This is a genomic window from Thalassoroseus sp., assembly GCF_984380535.1.
Map to the genome: position 1 here is coordinate 137,402 of NZ_CFHRBF010000019.1, position 19,687 is coordinate 157,088.

The following is a 19,687-nucleotide window of genomic DNA, read 5'->3' on the forward strand; positions in this document are numbered from 1 at the left end:
TCTCTTCGTCAGCTTTTGGTACAAAACCGATTCGCTTGCGCGATCGTGCGATTGAGCATTCCACCAATCGATTGCCATTGGCGATCATGAGTGTTGTGCTCAACTTGTGAGATATATTCGGCGTCGAGGGCTGCATCGAGCCATGCTTGTGTTTCCATCGCTTCCCCCAGTGCTTGTGTCATTTTCAAGATGAAGTCCGCTTCATAACGTCGTCTGGCCCAACCTTCGGCTACGATCGCACCCACCGCTCGGGAACTGCGGCGAATCTGATCCGTGAGTGAGTAGATTTCTGGCTTCGGAAACCTTTAAGTCAGCTGAAAAATCGCTTGAGCTCCCTCTCTCGCGGCTTGGTACACATGAAGATCTCGAAAACTGTGGATAGCCGCCATTCTCTATCCTCCATCTTCCATCCTCACGTGAAACCAAGTGGATCGCGTTAGGTCATTAATCCTCGTTGTCTCACACTTGATTCTTCTCCAGCGTCAGGTTCAGGCAGAGACCGCGGATTTCGTTGTTGAGCACGTCGAAACTAGCGGGGGTGCCGGCTTCGAGGGTGTTCTCGCCTTTGACCATGCTTTCGTAGATTTTGGTTCGACCTTCCACGTCGTCACTCTTGACGGTGAGCAACTCTTGCAGAATGTAAGCCGCCCCGTAGGCTTCGAGGGCCCACACTTCCATCTCCCCAAATCGTTGACCACCGAAGCGAGCTTTCCCGCCGAGCGGTTGTTGGGTAATGAGGCTGTACGGTCCGGTTGCACGAGCGTGAACTTTGTCATCCACGAGGTGGTGCAACTTGAGCATGTAGATGTAGCCGACGGTCGTTTTCTGTTCGAGCAACTCACCGGTTCGCCCGTCACGGAGGTGAATCTTGCCGTCTTCCGGCAGACCAGCTTCGTTGAGAGCCGCCTTGATTTGCTCTTCAGGTGCCCCGTCGAACACCGGACAGACACAGCGATAACCGACGTTGCCAGCCGCCCATCCCAAGTGAGTCTCGAGAATCTGACCCACGTTCATCCGGCTCGGCACACCGAGCGGGTTCAGGATGATGTCGATTGGCGTACCGTCGGGCAGATAAGGCATATCCTCGATCGGCAAGACCTTGGAAATCACCCCTTTGTTCCCGTGTCGACCGGCCATCTTGTCGCCGACGGAAATCTGACGTTTGCTGGCGACGTAGACCTTCACCATTTGCAACACGCCCGAGGGCAACTCGTCGCCGCGTTTCATGCTGTTCAAGGCATGATCACGTTCGTCGAGTGCTTCTTCGACGAGTGACCAATGCTCGTCCATGACTTTCCGCAGGTCGGCTTCTTTCTTCGGACTACCCGCGTCGAGACGTTCGTACCATTCCGGGAAGCGGACGGCGAACTCGGCGACGACTTTCTGGTCTTCCAACGATTTCATCTGGCGACCGTCATCGTCGACAACGGTTTGGCCGTAGGCTTCTTCGAACGGTCCCAAGAAGCGTTGGAATGCAGTCGCAACCGTTTCGTTGCCTTTTTCCTCGGTCTTCTTGAGTTCCATTTGGAACTTCTTGCGTTCGATGTCGGACAAGCTCATTTGACGAGCGAATCGTTCGGTGTGAATCACGATCCCCTCGACACCCGAAGGCACGTCGAGTGACTCGTTCTTCACGTCTTCACCGGCACGCCCGAAGATCGCGTGGAGCAACTTTTCTTCCGGGGTGAGTTCGCTCTTCGCTTTCGGACTGACTTTCCCGACGAGAATATCGCCAGGCGAAACCCGAGTTCCAATTTGCACGATCCCGTCTTCATCGAGATGTCGCAGAGCTTTCTCGGAGACGTTCGGAATATCGCGAGTGAACTCTTCCTTCCCGAGTTTCGTTTCACGAATTTCGACGTCGAATTCATCGATGTGGATCGACGTATAAACGTCTTCCTTCACCAATCGCTCGGAGAGGATAATGGCATCTTCGAAGTTGTAACCTTCCCAACTCATGAAGGCGACAAGCACGTTCCGTCCAAGGGCCAACTCACCGTCACGGGTCGCGGCACTGTCACAGAGCATGTCGCCCTTGCGAACTTTTTGGCCCATTGTAACGGTCGGTTTCTGCGTGAGGCAGGTCCGTTCGTTAAGCCCGGTGAACTTCCGCATCGGGAACTTCTTGCCGTCGACGTGCACTTGGTCGGCATCGACATAAGTGACTTCGCCATCGCGGTCGCTGCGAACAACCATCCCAGAGTTGCGGGCGACGTATTGTTCCATCCCGGTACCGACCAATGGCGGCTCGGCGATCAACAACGGCACGGCTTGCCGTTGCATGTTCGAACCCATCAACGCCCGGTTGGCGTCGTCGTGTTCGAGGAACGGAATCAACGCCGCCGACACCCCGACCATCTCGCTCGGAGCCAAGTCGATGTATTGCACTTCGTTCTTGGCGATCCAGACCACGTCGTTGTTGTGACGAGCCAAAACACGCTCTTCGACGAGTTGACCGTTATCCACCTTTGTGTCGGCAGGAGCCACGCGAACGTAACTTTCCTGGTCCGCTCGCAGCCATTCGATCTCGTCGGTCAAACGACCATCGACAACCTTCCGATAGGGAGCGATCAGGAAGCCGTAATCATCGACTTTCGCAAAAATCGACAACGACGAAATCAAACCGATGTTGGTTCCTTCCGGCGTTTCAATCGGGCAAATTCGGCCGTAGTGCGAAATGTGCACGTCGCGAACTTCAAAGCCCGCCCGTTTCCGGTTCAAACCACCAGGGCCGAGAGCACTCAATCGGCGTTCGTGCGTGAGCATCGACAGCGGGTTGGTCTGGTCGACCACTTGGCTGAGTTCGCTACGCCCGAAGAAGTAGTCGATCGCCGCCGACACACTCTTCGGATTGATAAGTTGTCGAGGGGTCATTTCCTCGACGTCTTTCATCTGCATCCGCTCTTGCACGGTGCGACGCAGCTTCAAAAAGCCTTTGCGAACTTCATCGGTTCCAAGTTCGTCGATGGTTCGCAGACGTCGGTTGCCGAGGTTATCGATATCGTCGATCCGTGCCGAATCATCCCCCGCACGCAACTTGAGCAAGTACTTGATCGCGTTGACGAAGTCCAACGCATCAAGCGTCATTTGCGTATCCGGGATGTCCTGGTCGAACTTCCGATTGATACGGAACCGACCGACACGGCCGAGACGATAACGATTGACTTCGAAGAATTTCTCTTGGAAGAGATCGATGGCCTTGTCGAGAGCCGGTGGGTTGCCGGGACGGAGACGTTGGTAAATCTTAAGCAACGCCTCTTCGTGACTGTGTGTGCCGTCGTCGAGAATGCTCGAGAGGACCAGATCGTCGGTCATGTTGTCGATGAGTTTGACGGTGTCCAAACCGCTTTCACCGATCTGCGAACACATCTCGGCCGTCAACTGTTGACCGACGTCAGCGATGATCTCACCGCAACGCTCGTGTCCGGCGGGATAGACGATATCCTTCGCCGCATACTTCTCGACGAGCGATTCGTTTGCACCGAACTTGGCGACATCGACCTCGGTAGTCTTGTAGAACAAGTCGACGAGAGCTTCGTCATCCGAGTAGTTCTTTTCCATGGCCCGCAGGAGCGTCATGGCGGAGAACTTCCCGCTTTGGTCGATCCGCACGCCAAGTGCGTCGCGTTTGCTGATGACCAACTCGATCCAGCTTCCACGCTCCGGAATGATCCGGCAAGAGAAGTTCTTGCGTTCACCGGGTTCATCGGTACGGACGAAATCCACACCAGGAGAACGGTGCAACTGTGAAACGACGCATCGTTCCGCACCGTTGATGATGAACTCACCGCCGCCGATCATGATCGGCATATCGCCGAGATAGACTTCTTCTTCGACCGGTTGCTCTTTCTCCAACCGTAACCATACGCGGAACGGCCGACCGTAAGTCAAACGGAGTTGGCGACATTCGAGGGGCGTATACCGCGGTTTGCCGAGTTCGTACTTGATGTAGTCCAGGCGGTACTGTCCGTCGTAGCTTTCGATCGGAAAGATTTCCCGCAGAATTTCTTCCAGACCCTGATCCTTCCGCTCGCGGGCGGGGCGATCAAGTTGCAAGAACCGAGCGTAGGACTCGGTTTGAATTCGTGTCAGGTCGGCCAGCAAGTCCGGCAGCATGACTTCGAATTCTTCTGGAAGATCACCGAAGTTGCGGATTTCTTTGGTCGGGACGATTCGCTCGGCTGGAATCGGCATGGATCGCTCTCTTCTGATGAAAAACGGTGATCAACGGCCAAACTGCACTGGCAATTCCGCTGGGGGCCGCCACCCAATCGGAACGCACGGTCGAAACATCATGCTTCAACAAAAAGTCGGCGACGAAAGATAGGCCTCACGTAGGACACAACTCTCATCACTGGAAACCGTTGGGACAAAACAACGAGACTCCGCAGCAGTTTGCCGTCGGTAACAGAGGGTGCAACAGGTGAGAAAGTGGCCAGAGGAGTCTTGACGTGATTTTTCCAACCTTGTAGAAGTTGGCCGTGTGAAGCCAGACGACACGAACAAGTCGTGGCCGGGCGGAGAAGACGAAAAAGCCCGCGGCACGGAGCGGTCGCTCCGCGGCGGTCGAAACGTTCTGAGAACGCCGCCTCACATTCACCCCCCATGCCTCTCCAGAGAGGCTGCGAATACTTCCGTGCCACGTTTTCTCGTCGCTGTTCTTGCAACACACCACTTCGAAACATTCACCCCGAACGGTGTGGCATTCGAGCGTCTGGATGGGAATTCCAACAATTCAACCGACGCACCATCGCACAGCATAGACAACCGAAGTGTCGGCGCATAGTCACTCGTCGAAAAAAATCCGACGACACTCTGGAAAATCAGAGTGCCGTCGTGATCGACCAGTAAGCGATTACTTGATTTCGGCGGTACCGCCGGCCTCTTCGATCGCTTTCTTGATTTTTTCGGCGTCTTCTTTCGAGACACCTTCTTTCAGCGGCTTTGGCACACCTTCGACGAGGTCTTTGGCTTCTTTGAGGCCCAAACCGGTTTCGCCACGCACGACTTTGATGACGCCGATCTTTTGATCGCCGAAGCCGGTCAGCATGACGGTGAATTCCGTTTGTTCCTCAGCAGCTGGGCCAGCGTCAGCGGCAGCTGGACCCGCCATCATCACGCCGCCACCAGCAGCGGGCTCGATGCCGTGCTCGTCTTTGAGGTAGTCAACGAGACTTTTGGCTTCCAAGAGCGTCAGCTTGACGATCTTTTCGCCGAGGTCTTTGATTTCCGCAGGAACTTCCATTGTAGCCGCGCCAGATTCTTCACTCATGGTCAACACCATCCCCGTTTTGTCTGCTCCTCACCGGCGTCCTCGCCCACACGGGCAGGCAGAACCGGGTGTTGGTTGCCAGAGGGTTTCTCGGTAACTTTTGTACGACACGACCGCCGCGTCGTTTCAGTTTCCAATGACTCAAAATTTGAAAAAATTGTGTTCGGTGGTCGTTCGCCGTCGAACACACGTCACAAAACTTATTCGCCGTCTTCGTCGCCTTCGGAGATTTGCTTGATTTGGCTGGCCAGCATTCGAGCTGGTCCCAAAAGGGCAGCGGCCAAGTTGGCACCGGGGCTGAGAATCGTCCCGGCGATCGTCGAAAGCAATTCTTCGCGACTGGGGCTTTTACTGAGAGCCACGACGCCATCAGGAGTCAGCGTTTGCCCGCCGACCGTGCCGCCTTTGACCTCGAGAGGCTTCAGATCGTCCGCCCACTTCGTGATCTCTTTCGAAAGCTGAACGACGTCTTCGCCGCCAAACACCAAAGTGCTTGGGCCTTCGAGGATATCGTCGAGCGATGTCACGCCGACACCGTGCAACGCTTGGCGAGCCAGCGTGTTTCGCACGGTGAAAGCGGTAATGTCTTTCTTCTGGAGTGCCAGACGCCACGTGTTGGACGTAATCGCATCCATCTTCGAGCAATCGACGACCAACATATCTCGGTGTTCGCCGAGACGCTCGGTGATTTCGTCGATCAACATGCCTTTGATGACTTTACTCATGACACTCTCACAACCTGGTTTTCACGCACCAAATAACGGGGAAATCAATACCGCAGACCGCACACGAAAAACTATGCAGCAACGGAGATTCCGGGGGAATTGGTGGCTGTCAGGGTAACGCTACGAAGATAGACGCCCTTCGAGGACGCTGGCTTCATGGATGAAATTTGTTTCAGAAACGCCTGGGCATTGTCGATCAACTGTTCAGCCGAGAACGACATCTTTCCGACCACACAGTGCACGATTCCGGCGTTATCGTTCCGGAATTCGACTTTACCGGCTTTGTATTCTTTGACTGCCGTCGCGACATCTTGAGTCACGGTTCCGGCTTTGGGCGAAGGCATCAATCCTCGGGGGCCCAAAACACGACCGAGCGGACCGACGACACCCATCATGTCAGGGGTGGCGATCGCAACGTCAAAGTCGAGCCAGCCCTCTTTGATTTTCTCGGCAAGCTCTTTGCCGCCGACGTGATCGGCACCAGCTTCTTCAGCGACTGCGACGTTCGGCCCTTGGGCGAAGACCAGCACTCGCTGAGTTTTTCCGATACCGTGCGGAAGAACGATAGAACCCCGGACGATTTGGTCCGCTTGACGAGGGTCGATACCGAGCCGCAATGCCAGTTCGACAGTTTGGTCGAACTTACAGGGCTTGATCGCCTTGGGAAGGGAACCTTCAAGCCCCTTCAGAGCGTTGACAGCCTCGGACAACGAGACTTGACCCGCTTCCGCTGCTTTGGTTCGCAGGAATTCCATGCGTTTCGAACGTTTTGCCATCGCTCAGATAACCTTACTTCTCTCGACCCGATAGACGGAAACCAATCGCGGAAACAACTTCAGCGGATTAGTTCTTAGTTTCGCCTACCGTTCGAGTGTGTGTTTTCACTCTTCCACCAATTCCGCACAATGACGGCAGGTGGTCCCCGGGAAAGAAGGCGGGTGAGGGATTTAGTCGACGACTTCAATCCCCATGCTTCGGGCAGTTCCGGCGATTGTTCGCGCGGCTTGCTCGACACTTCCTGCGTTCATGTCTTCAAATTTGACTTTTGCGATTTCCATCAAGTCTTCCGTGGAAACGGCACCGACTTTTTGGGTTCGCGGGTTGCCAGCACCTTTGGCGACTTTTGCTTTTTGCTTCAGCAAAACAGCCGCTGGCGGACTTTTGACGATGAAGTCAAACGATCGGTCATTGTAGACCGAAATCACAACCGGCACAGTGGTGCCAGCCATGTCCTTCGTTTTGTCGTTGAACTGCTGGACGAACTGCCCGATGTTCACACCGTGTGGACCAAGTGCGGTACCAACAGGCGGAGCCGGAGTTGCTTGGCCGCCAACAACTTGAACTTTAATTTGGGCCTTGAGCTGCTTAGCCATGACTCAAATTTTCTTTTCTATCTCCAACCACAAACTGAGGAGGTTTGGGTTGTGGTGATGACAAATGTTAAAGGTGCGAGCCCCGATCCGGGTACTCACGGGAAGCGTGCCATTCTGGTGACTCCCGCACGAAACGCAAGTGTCCGACGGGAGATTTTTTCAGAAATTCTGAAAGATACTGAGGTCGGCGATCAAAAGCAGATGCCAAGCAGGGAGATGGTTTTGCTCCTCAATGCTTGCTTTCTGCTTCCAGGCCACATGGCCTCGATCAGACTTTCTCCGCTTGCCAGTGCTCCAGTTCCACTGGGGTTGACCGGCCGAACACCTCAACGAGCACCGAAATTCGGCCACTGTGTTCGTCGATGCCGTCAATGGTGCCTTCGAAGCCTTCGAAGCCGCCTTCTTTGATTTTGACCATCTCGCCGACTTCGAAGTCGATCTTAGTCAACGGTTCTGCTGCCGGCGTACCCTGTGGCACATCGGTTCCTAGCATGGCAGCGACTTCGTGCGGTTGCATCGGGATCGGCTTGCCGGCAGCTCCGGTGAAGTCGCCGACTCCGGTGGTGTCGCGAACGAGGTACCACGTTTCGTCGTTCAGCTCCATGTGAGCCATGATATAGCCGGGAAACAGCTTGTGTTCGACGACACGAGGTTTGCCGTTCTTGTTCTCTTTGATTTTCTGGGTCGGGATCACAATCTCGCCGAAGAACTCTTCGAGCCCCTCGCGTTTGATGCTCCGTTCCAGGGATGCCTTGATCGACTTCTCACGGTTGCTCTGGACTTTGAGCACGTACCATTCGAAATTGGATGGGGCGTCTGTCGATTGCTCAGCAGCATCCGCGACGGGGGCGTCGTCTTGCGTCTGAGATTCCGGTGTGGTTTGTTCGTCGGTCATCGTTTTGACCTCATCTGCAATTATACAGTGATCCCGGTTCGACTTGCCCAACTTGCAAACCAGAACCGGGACTTGAGAATATTCAGTGTCATTCAACGGGTTGTTTTGCCCGTCACGGTGGGCAGCTAGACCGCTCGTTCAAGGAGTCCTACGAGCGTGAAGAACCACGCCCAAAAGACGTCATACGCCAGCAAAACCAATCCGATGAACAGCATCGTTGCGATGACAACTGTCGTAGCCCGTTGCAGTTCGTTTCGTGTCGGCCAAGTGACCTTATCCATCTCCGCTTCGACTGCGATCAGGAAGTCGGCAAACTTCGGCCAGTTGACCGCTCGGTAAATCATCCACAGAAACACAACCGACAGGGCTGCGGGAACTCCGAGGCTGACCGGACGTTCGTAACCGTAGCTGAGGAGGAACTGCGATAGCCGCCAGAGTCCAATGAGAACAACCAGCCCGATGGCGATGGCTGTTAGTTGGCGTGTCAGGCGTCCTTGGTTGCGTTTATAGAGGCCGAACTGTGTTTGTGATTGCCAAAATCCGACGTCCGCCGTTTTCGCCATTATTGTTCAACCTTGCTGCACTCGAAAGCCGATGCGTGATTGCCGTAAAAAGCGGTTGGCCGCAATTGATTGGATCGGCAAGACCGTACTGCGGTTATCTTTGTCTGCGAAAACGCGAAACGTCCTTGGGTTTTCGGCTTCCGCAAGACAAGGTCTACTGTAGTGACGCGTAGACCGCTTTAGAAAACAACCAACTGATTGGATAGCACGGGCGGAAGGACTTGAACCCTCAACCTGCGGATTTGGAATCCGCTGCTCTGCCAATTGAGCTACACCCGTAAACTGCACTTTGACTGTATCGGATCTGTCGCCCGCCTGCAATCGCAAGCGTACGCAGGATGCACGTTACTTCTTGCGTGACTCTTTGTGAAGAGTGTGCTTCTTCAAGGCGGGGCAGTACTTTTTGAGTTCTAGCCGCTCGGTGCCCTTCATGATTTTCTCTACGCGATAGTTCCGAATGCCCGTTTCGGTACATTCCAGCCAGACATATTCGCGTCGGTTGCTTTTGGCCATCGTTCTCTTCCTTGCAAGCAATTTGCTTGCGGGACTGAAGACAAAGTTGAAGAGGGATCGAAGATGAAGCCGCGTTCTCACAAGATGAGAACGCGGCTCGTAAAAACTTGTCGTTGAAATCTATTCGAGAATCTTGGTGACAACGCCCGAGCCAACGGTACGGCCACCTTCGCGAATTGCGAAACGGCTGTTTTCTTGAAGGGCGATCGGCTTACCGAGTTCGACCGACAAGTTGACGTTATCGCCAGGCATGCACATTTCTGCTCCACCGAGCAAGTTGGCGGTGCCGGTCACGTCGGTTGTGCGGAAGTAGAACTGAGGGCGATAGCCGCTGAAGAATGGCGTGTGACGGCCACCTTCCTCTTTGCTCAACACGTACACTTCAGCTTCGAACTTGGTGTGCGGGTTGATGGTCTTCGGAGCGGCCAACACTTGACCACGGTCGACGTCTTCCTTTTTGATCCCGCGAAGAAGAATCCCGACGTTGTCGCCAGCGATCCCTTCGTTGAGGGTCTTTTGGAACATTTCGACGCCGGTCACGGTAGTTTCGACGGTGTCTTTGAGGCCGATGATTTGAATCTTTTCACCGACTTTGACGGTACCAGCTTCGATACGGCCGGTCACCACGGTTCCACGACCTTCGATCGAGAACACGTCTTCGATAGCCATCAGGAACGGCTTATCTTGAGCACGGGCTGGCTCAGGAATGTAGCTGTCGAGGGCGTCCATCAGTTCGCCGATGCAGGCGTTGGCGGAATCGTCGCCAGGGTTGTCGAGGGCTGGCTTGGCCGAGCCTTTGATCAACGGAATGTCGTCGCCAGGGAAGTCGTACTTGCTGAGCAGTTCACGAACTTCCATTTCGACGAGTTCGAGCAACTCTTCGTCGTCGACGAGGTCGCATTTATTGAGGAACACGACGAGACGAGGCACGTTCACCTGGCGAGCCAAGAGGATGTGCTCGCGAGTTTGTGGCATCGGGCCGTCAGCAGCGGACACCACAAGGATTGCACCGTCCATTTGGGCGGCACCGGTGATCATGTTTTTGATGTAGTCGGCGTGACCCGGGCAGTCGATGTGAGCGTAGTGCCGAGATTCCGATTCGTATTCGACGTGCGAAACGGCGATTGTCACGGTTTTGGTTTCGTCACGGACCGTACCACCTTTGGCGATGTCCGCGTAGCTTTTCATTTTCGCCAAACCTTTGTGGGTTTGGACGGCGAGCAGGGCCGCGGTGAGCGTGGTTTTGCCGTGGTCAATATGGCCAATGGTTCCCACGTTGACGTGCGGCTTAGTTCGCTCAAAGACTTCCTTAGCCATCGATCAGTCCTCTCCTGTGGTTTCTCTGTTTGCTGGACGGCTGGGCTAGCCGCTCAAAGTTGTGAACTCGAAAAATCTTGTGGCGAACATACGGTTGCTCGCACGCTCTTCAAACACCAGCCATTCACGGCACGCGGTTTGTCGCCCGTTGAGGACAACAGGCGGAAAGCTGCTGGTGGGACTTGAACCCACGACCTCGTCCTTACCAAGGACGCACTCTACCGACTGAGCTACAGCAGCAGAACACAACACTTCACGTTGCCGTGTCAAACTGAAAAGCGGGTGAAGGGAATCGAACCCTCACCTCCAGCTTGGAAGGCTGGAGCTCTACCATTGAGCTACACCCGCGTGTGGAGATCAAGGATTGATCGCGAGTGACGAGAGGGAGAAACATCTCTTTCAACCTCCCTGTCACTACACCTCAAACGCTTGACCAAAAATGGGGGAAGCAGGATTCGAACCTGCGAAGGCTTAGCCACCAGATTTACAGTCTGGCCCATTTGGCCGCTCTGGAATTCCCCCGTTATGGGAATGAGGCACCCCTCAGTGAGAGTGCATCACGATATCTAATTGTGATGTATAACCGGTTGTTTGGAAAGAGCGAGCCACAACAGACTTCCGGTTGTTGTGGAGAACCTCTTTCACAAGCTAGCGGTGGGAATCGAACCCACAACCTCCGGTTTACAAAACCGGTGCTCTGCCAATTGAGCTACGCTAGCGCAATGACGATTCTTGCGCCAGAGTGGTGAATATAGCAACGGGAGGTCGGCTTGCAAGTCATAACGCCCCTTCGAAGCCAGATTTCCAAAATCTTCTATCGGTTGCTGACACGCAATGTCCGAGTTCGGTTCATGAAAAAAGCCCGCCGGCGAGAAACCGGCGGGCCATATGTAATCGGGCAGAGGTCGAAAGACCATCAAATCCCGGGAATATCCAAGCGTTCTTGCTGGGCAATTTTTCGGGCCTTTTTGAGTGCGCGGGCTTCAAGTTGCCGAATGCGTTCTTTCGTCACACCGAAACGGCTCCCCACTTGCTCAAGAGTCAACGGGCCTTCTTGTCCCAATCCGAAGCGATACCGAATGATGTCTTTCTCGCGTTCGTCGAGTTGGTCAAGAATCTGCATAATCGCTTGGCTTTGTCGTTTATTCGTCAATTCCTCTTGGAACTGGTTGCTGCGATCATCAGTCGATTGGTGGAAGAGCTCGTCCTTGCCGGTTCGGAAGCGATCGGCTTGGGTGTGAGCGGCCGGGATCGACCGGGCGTAATTCTTCATGATCGCCCAAGATGCATAAGTCGAGAACTTATTTCCCTTGGAGTAATCGAACTTTTCGATGGCTCGAATCAGGCTCATGTTGCCGTCTGAGACCATCTCGAAGAAGTTGCTCGTCGGTTTGATGTGTCGTTTGGCGATCGAAACCACCAATCGCAGGTTGCTACGGATCAAAAAGTTTTTGATTTCGGTGGCTTTGCCGAGCAGGTCTTCGACCTGATCCATTTCCTTGGTGCGAGGGCGGTCCATGTCGATTTGATCGCGAACCGCTCGCGCTTTGAACTTCAGGTAGTTCATCTTTCGGAAATAATACTGCTCGTCTTCGCGAGTGAGCAGTGGGATCGAGTACAGACTCGCCAAGTACGGTGGCAAACCGGGCGGAATTTTGCTCGGTGTGCGTTTTTCCGGTGTTTCCGGCGGCGGACCGAGAATGACGTCGTCGGCGTCGGTTTCGTGGAACTCTTCCGAATCGATGTAGTCGATCGGTTGTTCCAACAGCCGTTTGGCTCGGACTTCCGTGACGATGCGGTACATACTGGCCTTGGTCCGGCAATACCGGTCGGCCAAGGTCTCGACAGAGACGCCGCGACGGTAGCTGCGGAAGATGTCCGACTTCTGTTCGTCATTGATGGGGGAACTCGCCAATGGGAATAAGGCGGATTCCGGTTGTTCTTGATCGTAGTTCTTCAAGGTATATCGAATTGTTTCCACTGAGCGTCCTAACTTCCGCGCTAATCGGCGGCTAATATCCGCGGGGCATCCTCCCCGGCGGGCCAAACGACGTGCTCGACGAATAATGTCTTCACGTTCTTCTTCGGAAAGTTGGCTAAATTTCGAGCCACGGTTAACTTCGCTGGCGTGGTTCTCCACAAACCAATCCACCGATGACTGCAAAAAACCAACTCGTTTGCGTTTGCCAAACTTGAACCGGCGACTGACCAGTCCACGATCTCGCCAACGGTCCACGGTTTTGGTGGAGACGTTGTACTTCTCGCTGAGGTCTTTCACGGTGTAAACGCGTTCGTCGATCATTTGAGCAACAAGGTCGACGCTGTCAGACAGGTCTTCCACGAAGCATCGCAAATCGTGAACGGCCTCTTCACCGGAGAGTTTGAGGTCCGGATACAAATCGGTTTTTCGCGAAGTAATTCGCTCGAACAACGCCGGATAGAGGTATTCCTGCTCTGGGTTGATCTCCCGCAGCAGTTCCTCGGCTCGATCGACCTGCTTGATTCGCACGTCGCGGGGTGTGTATCGGATCTGTTGTTCAGCAAGCTTCCGCATTGCCGGGTTGTGATATCGCGCTGCCATAACCATGGTGTGTCTCCGAATCTCGCAAGTAGACCGGTGGAGTGTTGCTCTGACTCAAGCAATCGCTGTTCCGTTTTAGGCATCAAATTGCACTCGATCACCGTTTTTTCGAGTGGTTTGATGAGTAACAATCCCCAATCCAACTCCGTTGGTATTGTCACTATGATGAAGTACGTATTTTAGACGACATTCGCCTGAAAAAAGTTCGCATGCGAACGAATTTTTCCAAAAATAGGCTCTTGTTACGGTACATGGGGTCACATGTTGTGTGTTTTTCAGGACGAGGCACCAAAGGCGGGCCATCTGATGTTCGTGGAGAAATGGACGTTCTTGATCCAATCTGCAACAATTTTGACAACTTCTCCAAATCTGGCCGATGTCGCACTAGCAGTTACTGATGGGTTGGGCGGTCAGATAGTTGCATGTTGACAGGTTGATGCTTTAGCCTACGAACTTCCCATCTTGGAATTCATCAAGGTCGTAGAACTTATGAAACCATACCTCGCTCGGTTGGTGCCGGCCTACATTAGGCTTTTTCTCCTGTTTATTGGCAGTTTCGGTTGGATAGCGGACATCTCCGCAGCGGAACCGGCATCGTTGGTGGTTGGTTGGGATTCCACAGACGGTCATGTCTTATTGGGTGAGTTGAACTGTTTGGCCTGTCACCAAGTCGGGCAAAACTTTTCGCTCCCAGTGACAAAAACGGCCCCGAATCTGAAATCTGTCGGGCAACGAGTCACGCCGCAGTACCTTTTGCAGTACTTGGCCGATCCACAAACGGTCAAACCCGGCACGCCGATGCCTCACCTCTTACATACCCTTCCTAACGAGGAGAGGGCCCAGACTGTTCAAGAGTTGACCCACTATTTGGTTTCGCTGGGCGGACCGATGGATCAACGGGCTTCCGGAACCAGTAGTTCTCAGATTCATGCGGGTGAGGAACTGTTCCATTCGATTGGTTGTGTTGCCTGTCACCAACCGATGGCCCAAGCACCACAGCAAGACCGCGATCTCCCGGCGGGTTTGGAACTTGAGGACCTCATTGAATTGAATCTTCCCGGTACGGCTCCGCCGAAACCTTCGATTCCACTCGGCGGGTTGGCGATGAAGACGACCGTCTCGGCCTTAAGTGAGTTCCTCAAGAACCCGCATGCGACACGCCCATCTGGCCGGATGCCAAATTTGAACCTCGATGCGGGTGAAGCGAATGCACTCGCGGCGTATTTGCTGCGTGACCAGTACGATGAATCCGCACGCTCAGTCGGTCCCGGGTTGGATTTCGAATACTTCGAAGGCAGCTTTTCAAAAGCCGCCGACTTGGAGAACAAAGAACCGACCAACAAAGGCACCGTCAAGAATTTCGATCTCGCTCAGTTCACCAATACAAAAGGGGAGTCGCTGAAGAACTCCGGCAAAGGCGGTGCACCAGACAACTTCGCGATCCGCTTTCATGGTGCGATCGAAATTCCGCAAGATGGCGAATACCGCTTCTGGACGAAATCCGACGACGGCTCAACGCTGCGGATCAATGGCAAGTTGATCGTCAACAATGAAGGCGTGCATCCGGCGGTTGAGAAAACCGGACAAATTGAACTCTCCCCAGGGCGTCATAGCATCGAAGTGATCTTCTACGAAGTTGGCGGCGGCCATGAGTTGACCGTCAGTTGGCAACCGCCCGGTAAAAAACGTAGGCAGATTCCCGCGGATGTCCTCTTCCACGACACCGCCGCCATGTTGCCGAAAGGTATTGCCGAGGGCGAGACGTTCCAAGTCGATCGGGAACTCGCTAAACGTGGCAAAGATAAGTTCGTTGCGATCGGCTGTGCGAACTGTCACGCCACGGGTGAGACCAAGGTGGATGCGATTGCCAAAGTCGGATTGAACCCTGCGAATGTCGAAGGCAATCGTGGGTGTCTTTCCAATGACGTCGGACCGGGACGCCCATTGTTTGCGTTGTCGAACGAACAACGCGAGGCGCTTCGTAAAACGGTGGGGAGCCTGTTGGAATGGCACGGTCCCGAGTCGGAAGCGGAAAAGATCGATTACGCGATGTCAGCACTCAATTGTTATCGCTGTCATGAGCGTGATGACAAAGGCGGACCAGACTTGTTGCGGTCGAACTACTTCGGTTATCTGAAGCACGTCGATCTCGGTGACGAAGGTCGCTTGCCGCCACCATTGGACCATGTCGGTGTGAAACTGACCGAAGTTGGTTTCAACGAGATGCTCCAGAATGGTCAAAAATACCGCACCTACATGGCTGCCCGGATGCCAAAGTTCGGGACCGAGAATGTGCAGTGGATGGCGAAGTCGTTCAACGCCGCTGATGCCGGTGAAGTACCGAGTCATCAGGTAGCGTTCGACAAAGACAAGATACGTGTCGGTCGGCAATTGACTGGGAAGAAGGGGCTGGCGTGTATTAATTGTCACGCGTACGGCGAATATCGTTTGCCGGGAGCGGAAGGGTTGGACTTGTTGAACGTCACACGACGGATTCAACCGGGTTATTTCCATGCCTTCCTGAAAGACCCGCAAGCCTTGAAACCCCGCACGCGGATGCCGACCGGTTGGCCGGAGGGTCGCAGTGCTTATCCTGACTTGCTCGATGGCAATCCCGATGCTCAGATCGATTCGATTTGGGTTTATCTCTCAGTGGGTGAGAAAGGCGGTCTGCCTGCGGGATTGTCACCGACTTCGGCGAGTATGCTGGTGCCGAGTGATGAGCCGATTACGTTCCGTTCGTTCCTCGATGGTGTAAGTGCCCACTGTATTCTCGTTGGTTTCCCGCAACGCACGAATGTTGCGTTCGATGCCAACCGGGTGCGGACCGTCGTCGCGTGGCCGGGCGATTTCATTTCCACGCGTGAGTCTTGGGAAGGTCGCGCCGGACAATACGCCAAGATCCCCAGTTCCAATCCGTTGTGGTTGCCCGAAGGACCACCATTTGCCCGGCTTGCCAGTGGTGAATCGGAATGGCCGAAAGATGTTCCCAAAGGGAAAAAGATCGGTTCCAACCGCACGCTGGAAGATTGGCAGTTCCAAGGGTATCGCTTCGACAAAGACCGCGTGCCGACGTTCCAATTTGAAATGCCCGGTGGAATCGAAGTCGAGGAAACCTATCAAACCGAATTGGTCCAAAATGGGACGGTGTTGATTCGCAAGCTGCGAGTCACATCGGCTTCGGACACGCCCGATCTGTATTTTCTCGCAGCTCGGGGTGAAAAGATCGAAGCAGAGACGGATGAAGAGTATGTGATTGATGACGACGTGCGTTGTCACATCATTCCCGGCACCAAAGCGATGCCGATTGTGCGACCGGCGGGCAATCAAAAAGAGTTGCTATTGCCGATTCATTTCGACCAACGCGATGGAAAGAACGTCGCCACCTTCGAGGTGAAAATGACGTGGTAATTTCGTCGGGTGCGTTGCGACGCACCGTGATTTCATTTGTCCGGGCGGTGCGTCACGATGCACCCACGTTTGTGTCACTTGTTCTACCGAAAAGAGTTCCGCATGCGTTCGTTACTCGCGGCTTTGATTACTCTGCTGTTGCCGATGTCCGTCGTGTCGGCCGCTGAACCGACCGAGAACGATTATTACAAGATGATCACGTTGCCAACTCCGGACGATGTCGTTCTGGAAGTTGGTGGGCTTGGTTGGCTCGACAAGGAAAAAACACGGCTGCTGGCCTGCACGCGACGCGGCGAGCTGTTCGTGATTGACAACGTCTATACCGACAAGCCCACGCTCGACAACCAAGCCGCTGGTGACCCGACCGATGTCGTGAAGTACACACAGATGCTGTTCGGTCTGGCGGAACCATTGGGGATTCTGGTGAATCCTGGTCATGGGTTCAAAGATGGAATCTACATGGCACAGCGGGGTGAGTTGACCCGCGTGGAAGACACCGATGGTGATGACCGGATCGATGTGGTCGAGACGATCAATGACGACTGGGAACTGAGCGGCAGTTACCACGAATACGCCTTCGGCCCGGTTCTCGGCAAAGACGGCGACCTGTGGGTGACCCTGAACCGACCGTTTGGTGGCGGACAAGAGCCGAACGGTTATTGGCGGGGTTGGGCGGTGAAAATCGACACCGAAGGCAACATGCAACCCGTGTGCCCCGGTTTGCGATCACCAGCGGGCATCGGAAAAATTGCCGACGGTGAGATGTTCTACACCGATAACCAAGGCGATCACGTCGCGGTGTGCAAACTTTCGCACCTCAAGCCGGGCGTGTTCCACGGACAAACGACCGGATTGGAATCGGTCGATCATCCGTTGTCAAACTTCAAACTGCCCTTCGAAGGTTATCCGAAGCGAGGAATGTATTGGGCGGAAGCCGTCGAAGCCAATCCGCATCTGCAAGCCCCAGCGGTGTGGTTCCCGTATCCGGAAATGGGCAAATCGCACAGTGAGTTATTGCTCGACACCACCGGGGGCAAATTTGGGCCGTTCGAGAACCAACTCTTCATCGGCGACCAAGGCACCGCGATTATCGTGCGGGTCTGCTTGGAGAAAATCGGCGGCGAATACCAAGGGGCATGCTTCCCGTTTCGACGTGGGTTTGACTCCGGTGTGTTGCGACTGGAATGGGGACACGACGGTTCGCTGTTCGTCGGTGGTACGAATCGCGGATGGGGTGGGGGATCGAAACCGTACTGTTTGCAACGTCTCGTCTGGACCGGCAAAACGCCGTTTGAGCCACTCGAAATGCGAGCCAAACCCGATGGCTTTGAAGTGACTTTCACGCAACCGGTCGATCCGAAAACCGCTGCGGATGTGGCGTCTTACAAACTCCGTTCCTGGACCTACCGTTATGACGGAGCCTACGGCGATCCGCCACGGAACACGCATGATTTGAAGATCACGAACGTCGATGTGGCCGAAGATGGCAAAAGTGTCCGACTGACGGTGGACGGTCTCGAACCGTACTACGTTCACGAATTGCGGTTCGACGGCGTTCGCAACACCGACGGGCAGGGCTTGCTGCACCCGATCGGTTATTACACGCTCAACCGGATTCCCGCCGAGCAGTCGGAGTGAACCGGTTGGGGATTGGTTCAGGATCGCTTTTTAAGTTCGGAAGTGAGGATGGAGGATGGAGGTTGAATACTCTTAGGAGGTTTGCCGTCCTCGATCTTCCATCTTCTATCCTCGAAACTTCCGTGACATTGCGCCGAGTGGCTTGAGCAAAACCTGCACGAATTCTTCATCATTTTTGCCGTCGGTACCAGCCGGCGGTTTTCTTTTTCTGGTTTGCGCAGTTTGCCAACCGGGTCGGTTTTGGGGTGCGGATTGATCCGGTTAGGAGGACATTTCAGGTTATGTCAAGCCCGTTTCGCTGCCGATGATTCCCTTGGCGAAGAACAAGATTAGTGCAGGGCATTGTTCAGAAAGGGGGGACATATGCCGTTGCCGAGGATGTACGGCTGGGTGGCCGCTGTTGCCGCCGGAGCCGGCAGTTTCGTGACCGGTACGGAGATTCCGTCGTGGGCGGAAGAACCGAACCGCACGTTGGCGTCCGCGCCGCTAACTCGACCGGCAATCGACAAGATCGTCAAAACGATTCATCGAGGGACATCTTCGAATGACTCGAAGTTGCAAGCCATTAGCGAATTGCCGCTGGACAAACTGACCGACGCGGAGCGTAACGAAGTGCATTCGTTGCTCGATTCGCTCAGTTTGTATCGTCAACTTTCGACGGTCTCAGTCCGAACGGAACCGGAGGTACAACAATATTTTCTCAAGCACCCTGATCTCGCGGTGAGTTTCTGGCGGTCGATGGAGATTTCGAAGTTCCATCTCGTCGAAACCGCACCGGGGAAATATGTTTGCGACGACGATGCCGGCACACAGGGCACGGCCATTGTGTTGTACCAAGATGATTCCCAAAGCCTGGCACTTTGCGAAGGCACGGTGAAAAGTCCGCTGTTTCCTGGCATCATCCATGCGAGTGCATTGCTGCATTTACAGCATGACTTCGTCAAGGGGGAAGATGGCAACACGTGGTGTCGCGATCGAGTGCGGATGTTCGTGAGTATTCCGTCACAGGCGGTGCAGACGGCTGCTCAGCTGTTTTCGCCATTGACGAACATGATACTTGACCGCAACCTGCAAGAAGTTGCCGTGTTCTTAGCCGTCATGGACGGTGCGATGGCTCGACAACCCGGTTGGATCGAGAAGTTTTCGCTAGGCGTGGAAAACATGACCCCCGCCGACCGCGACGAATTACTCGACGTGACTGCGAAAGTCTTCATTCGCAATCGACAACGGGATTACTTCCGACGGTACGGTGAACAGCCAACGATCGAACAAGTTTTGGCACCACTGCGAGAGGCCCAAGCCAATCGGCGTCGCGAGACCGCGACCAATTGAATTGCGACTTCTGAATCATCGGGCGTATGTGGTTTCGGCTACACACGCCTTTTTTTCATTGGAGCCG

The 19,687-nt window shown here is 54.4% G+C and carries 13 protein-coding genes, 5 tRNA genes and 1 pseudogene; 3 read left to right on the forward strand and 16 right to left on the reverse strand.

Going from position 1 to position 19,687, the window contains the following annotated elements:
• Positions 1-8 precede the first annotated feature (8 nt).
• The 16 genes and pseudogenes from AC5DDB_RS24095 to AC5DDB_RS24170 all read right to left on the reverse strand — a co-directional run.
• Positions 9-290: pseudogene (locus AC5DDB_RS24095) on the reverse strand (four helix bundle protein); the annotation flags it as partial.
• Positions 291-459: 169 nt separating this feature from the next.
• Positions 460-4,194, reverse strand: coding sequence for a DNA-directed RNA polymerase subunit beta (gene rpoB / locus AC5DDB_RS24100; protein WP_491742314.1), 3,735 nt, complete (start codon positions 4,192-4,194; stop codon positions 460-462).
• Between the two features lie 661 nt (positions 4,195-4,855).
• A complete protein-coding gene (gene rplL, locus AC5DDB_RS24105) occupies positions 4,856-5,272 on the reverse strand; it encodes a 50S ribosomal protein L7/L12 (RefSeq protein WP_491742315.1) in 417 nt (138 codons plus the stop codon).
• 200 nt (positions 5,273-5,472) lie between these two features.
• Positions 5,473-5,997, reverse strand: coding sequence for a 50S ribosomal protein L10 (rplJ, locus tag AC5DDB_RS24110; RefSeq protein ID WP_491742316.1), 525 nt, complete (start codon positions 5,995-5,997; stop codon positions 5,473-5,475).
• Between the two features lie 71 nt (positions 5,998-6,068).
• The gene (gene rplA, locus AC5DDB_RS24115; protein WP_491742317.1) at positions 6,069-6,773 is read right to left on the reverse strand and encodes a 50S ribosomal protein L1; all 705 of its coding nucleotides are present in this window, start codon (positions 6,771-6,773) and stop codon (positions 6,069-6,071) included.
• A gap of 171 nt (positions 6,774-6,944) precedes the next feature.
• The gene (rplK, locus tag AC5DDB_RS24120) at positions 6,945-7,370 is read right to left on the reverse strand and encodes a 50S ribosomal protein L11 (RefSeq protein ID WP_491742318.1); all 426 of its coding nucleotides are present in this window, start codon (positions 7,368-7,370) and stop codon (positions 6,945-6,947) included.
• A gap of 268 nt (positions 7,371-7,638) precedes the next feature.
• A complete protein-coding gene (nusG, locus tag AC5DDB_RS24125) occupies positions 7,639-8,265 on the reverse strand; it encodes a transcription termination/antitermination protein NusG (RefSeq protein WP_491742319.1) in 627 nt (208 codons plus the stop codon).
• Between the two features lie 125 nt (positions 8,266-8,390).
• The gene (gene secE, locus AC5DDB_RS24130; RefSeq protein WP_491742320.1) at positions 8,391-8,828 is read right to left on the reverse strand and encodes a preprotein translocase subunit SecE; all 438 of its coding nucleotides are present in this window, start codon (positions 8,826-8,828) and stop codon (positions 8,391-8,393) included.
• A gap of 206 nt (positions 8,829-9,034) precedes the next feature.
• A tRNA-Trp gene (locus AC5DDB_RS24135) sits at positions 9,035-9,107 on the reverse strand.
• 66 nt (positions 9,108-9,173) lie between these two features.
• A complete protein-coding gene (gene rpmG / locus AC5DDB_RS24140; protein ID WP_491742321.1) occupies positions 9,174-9,341 on the reverse strand; it encodes a 50S ribosomal protein L33 in 168 nt (55 codons plus the stop codon).
• Positions 9,342-9,461: 120 nt separating this feature from the next.
• A complete protein-coding gene (gene tuf / locus AC5DDB_RS24145) occupies positions 9,462-10,658 on the reverse strand; it encodes an elongation factor Tu (RefSeq protein WP_491742322.1) in 1,197 nt (398 codons plus the stop codon).
• 167 nt (positions 10,659-10,825) lie between these two features.
• A tRNA-Thr gene (locus AC5DDB_RS24150) sits at positions 10,826-10,898 on the reverse strand.
• Positions 10,899-10,935: 37 nt separating this feature from the next.
• Positions 10,936-11,006 (reverse strand) — tRNA-Gly (locus AC5DDB_RS24155).
• A 92-nt stretch (positions 11,007-11,098) separates the two neighbouring features.
• Positions 11,099-11,180, reverse strand: a tRNA-Tyr gene (locus tag AC5DDB_RS24160).
• Positions 11,181-11,304: 124 nt separating this feature from the next.
• Positions 11,305-11,377: transfer RNA gene (locus AC5DDB_RS24165), tRNA-Thr, on the reverse strand.
• 197 nt (positions 11,378-11,574) lie between these two features.
• Positions 11,575-13,245 carry a sigma-70 family RNA polymerase sigma factor gene (locus AC5DDB_RS24170; RefSeq protein WP_491742323.1) on the reverse strand — a complete coding sequence of 557 codons (1,671 nt, stop codon included), beginning with the start codon at positions 13,243-13,245 and terminating at the stop codon, positions 11,575-11,577.
• A 483-nt stretch (positions 13,246-13,728) separates the two neighbouring features.
• On the opposite strand from AC5DDB_RS24170, the gene AC5DDB_RS24175 reads away from it, so the two are divergent.
• The 3 genes from AC5DDB_RS24175 to AC5DDB_RS24185 all read left to right on the forward strand — a co-directional run bounded on the left by AC5DDB_RS24175 (position 13,729) and on the right by AC5DDB_RS24185 (position 19,620).
• A complete protein-coding gene (locus AC5DDB_RS24175; protein ID WP_491742324.1) occupies positions 13,729-16,650 on the forward strand; it encodes a PA14 domain-containing protein in 2,922 nt (973 codons plus the stop codon).
• 102 nt (positions 16,651-16,752) lie between these two features.
• Complete coding sequence (locus tag AC5DDB_RS24180; protein WP_491742325.1) at positions 16,753-18,288, forward strand: hypothetical protein; 1,536 nt, start codon at positions 16,753-16,755, stop codon at positions 18,286-18,288.
• Between the two features lie 363 nt (positions 18,289-18,651).
• On the forward strand, positions 18,652-19,620 hold the full coding sequence (locus AC5DDB_RS24185; RefSeq protein WP_491742326.1) for a hypothetical protein: 969 nt from the start codon (positions 18,652-18,654) through the stop codon (positions 19,618-19,620).
• The last annotated feature ends 67 nt before the right edge of the window (positions 19,621-19,687 follow it).

Bases quoted from the DNA above. Each gene is read 5' to 3' on its own strand.
- AC5DDB_RS24180 (WP_491742325.1), top strand. From the start codon at position 16,753: ATGCGTTCGTTACTCGCGGCTTTGATTACTCTGCTGTTGCCGATGTCC.
- AC5DDB_RS24170 (WP_491742323.1), bottom strand. From the start codon at position 13,245: ATGGTTATGGCAGCGCGATATCACAACCCGGCAATGCGGAAGCTTGCT.
- rplL (WP_491742315.1), bottom strand. From the start codon at position 5,272: ATGAGTGAAGAATCTGGCGCGGCTACAATGGAAGTTCCTGCGGAAATC.
- rpmG (WP_491742321.1), bottom strand. From the start codon at position 9,341: ATGGCCAAAAGCAACCGACGCGAATATGTCTGGCTGGAATGTACCGAA.
- rpoB (WP_491742314.1), bottom strand. From the start codon at position 4,194: ATGCCGATTCCAGCCGAGCGAATCGTCCCGACCAAAGAAATCCGCAAC.
- AC5DDB_RS24175 (WP_491742324.1), top strand. From the start codon at position 13,729: ATGAAACCATACCTCGCTCGGTTGGTGCCGGCCTACATTAGGCTTTTT.
- secE (WP_491742320.1), bottom strand. From the start codon at position 8,828: ATGGCGAAAACGGCGGACGTCGGATTTTGGCAATCACAAACACAGTTC.
- rplA (WP_491742317.1), bottom strand. From the start codon at position 6,773: ATGGCAAAACGTTCGAAACGCATGGAATTCCTGCGAACCAAAGCAGCG.
- AC5DDB_RS24185 (WP_491742326.1), top strand. From the start codon at position 18,652: ATGCCGTTGCCGAGGATGTACGGCTGGGTGGCCGCTGTTGCCGCCGGA.
- rplJ (WP_491742316.1), bottom strand. From the start codon at position 5,997: ATGAGTAAAGTCATCAAAGGCATGTTGATCGACGAAATCACCGAGCGT.
- rplK (WP_491742318.1), bottom strand. From the start codon at position 7,370: ATGGCTAAGCAGCTCAAGGCCCAAATTAAAGTTCAAGTTGTTGGCGGC.
- tuf (WP_491742322.1), bottom strand. From the start codon at position 10,658: ATGGCTAAGGAAGTCTTTGAGCGAACTAAGCCGCACGTCAACGTGGGA.
- nusG (WP_491742319.1), bottom strand. From the start codon at position 8,265: ATGACCGACGAACAAACCACACCGGAATCTCAGACGCAAGACGACGCC.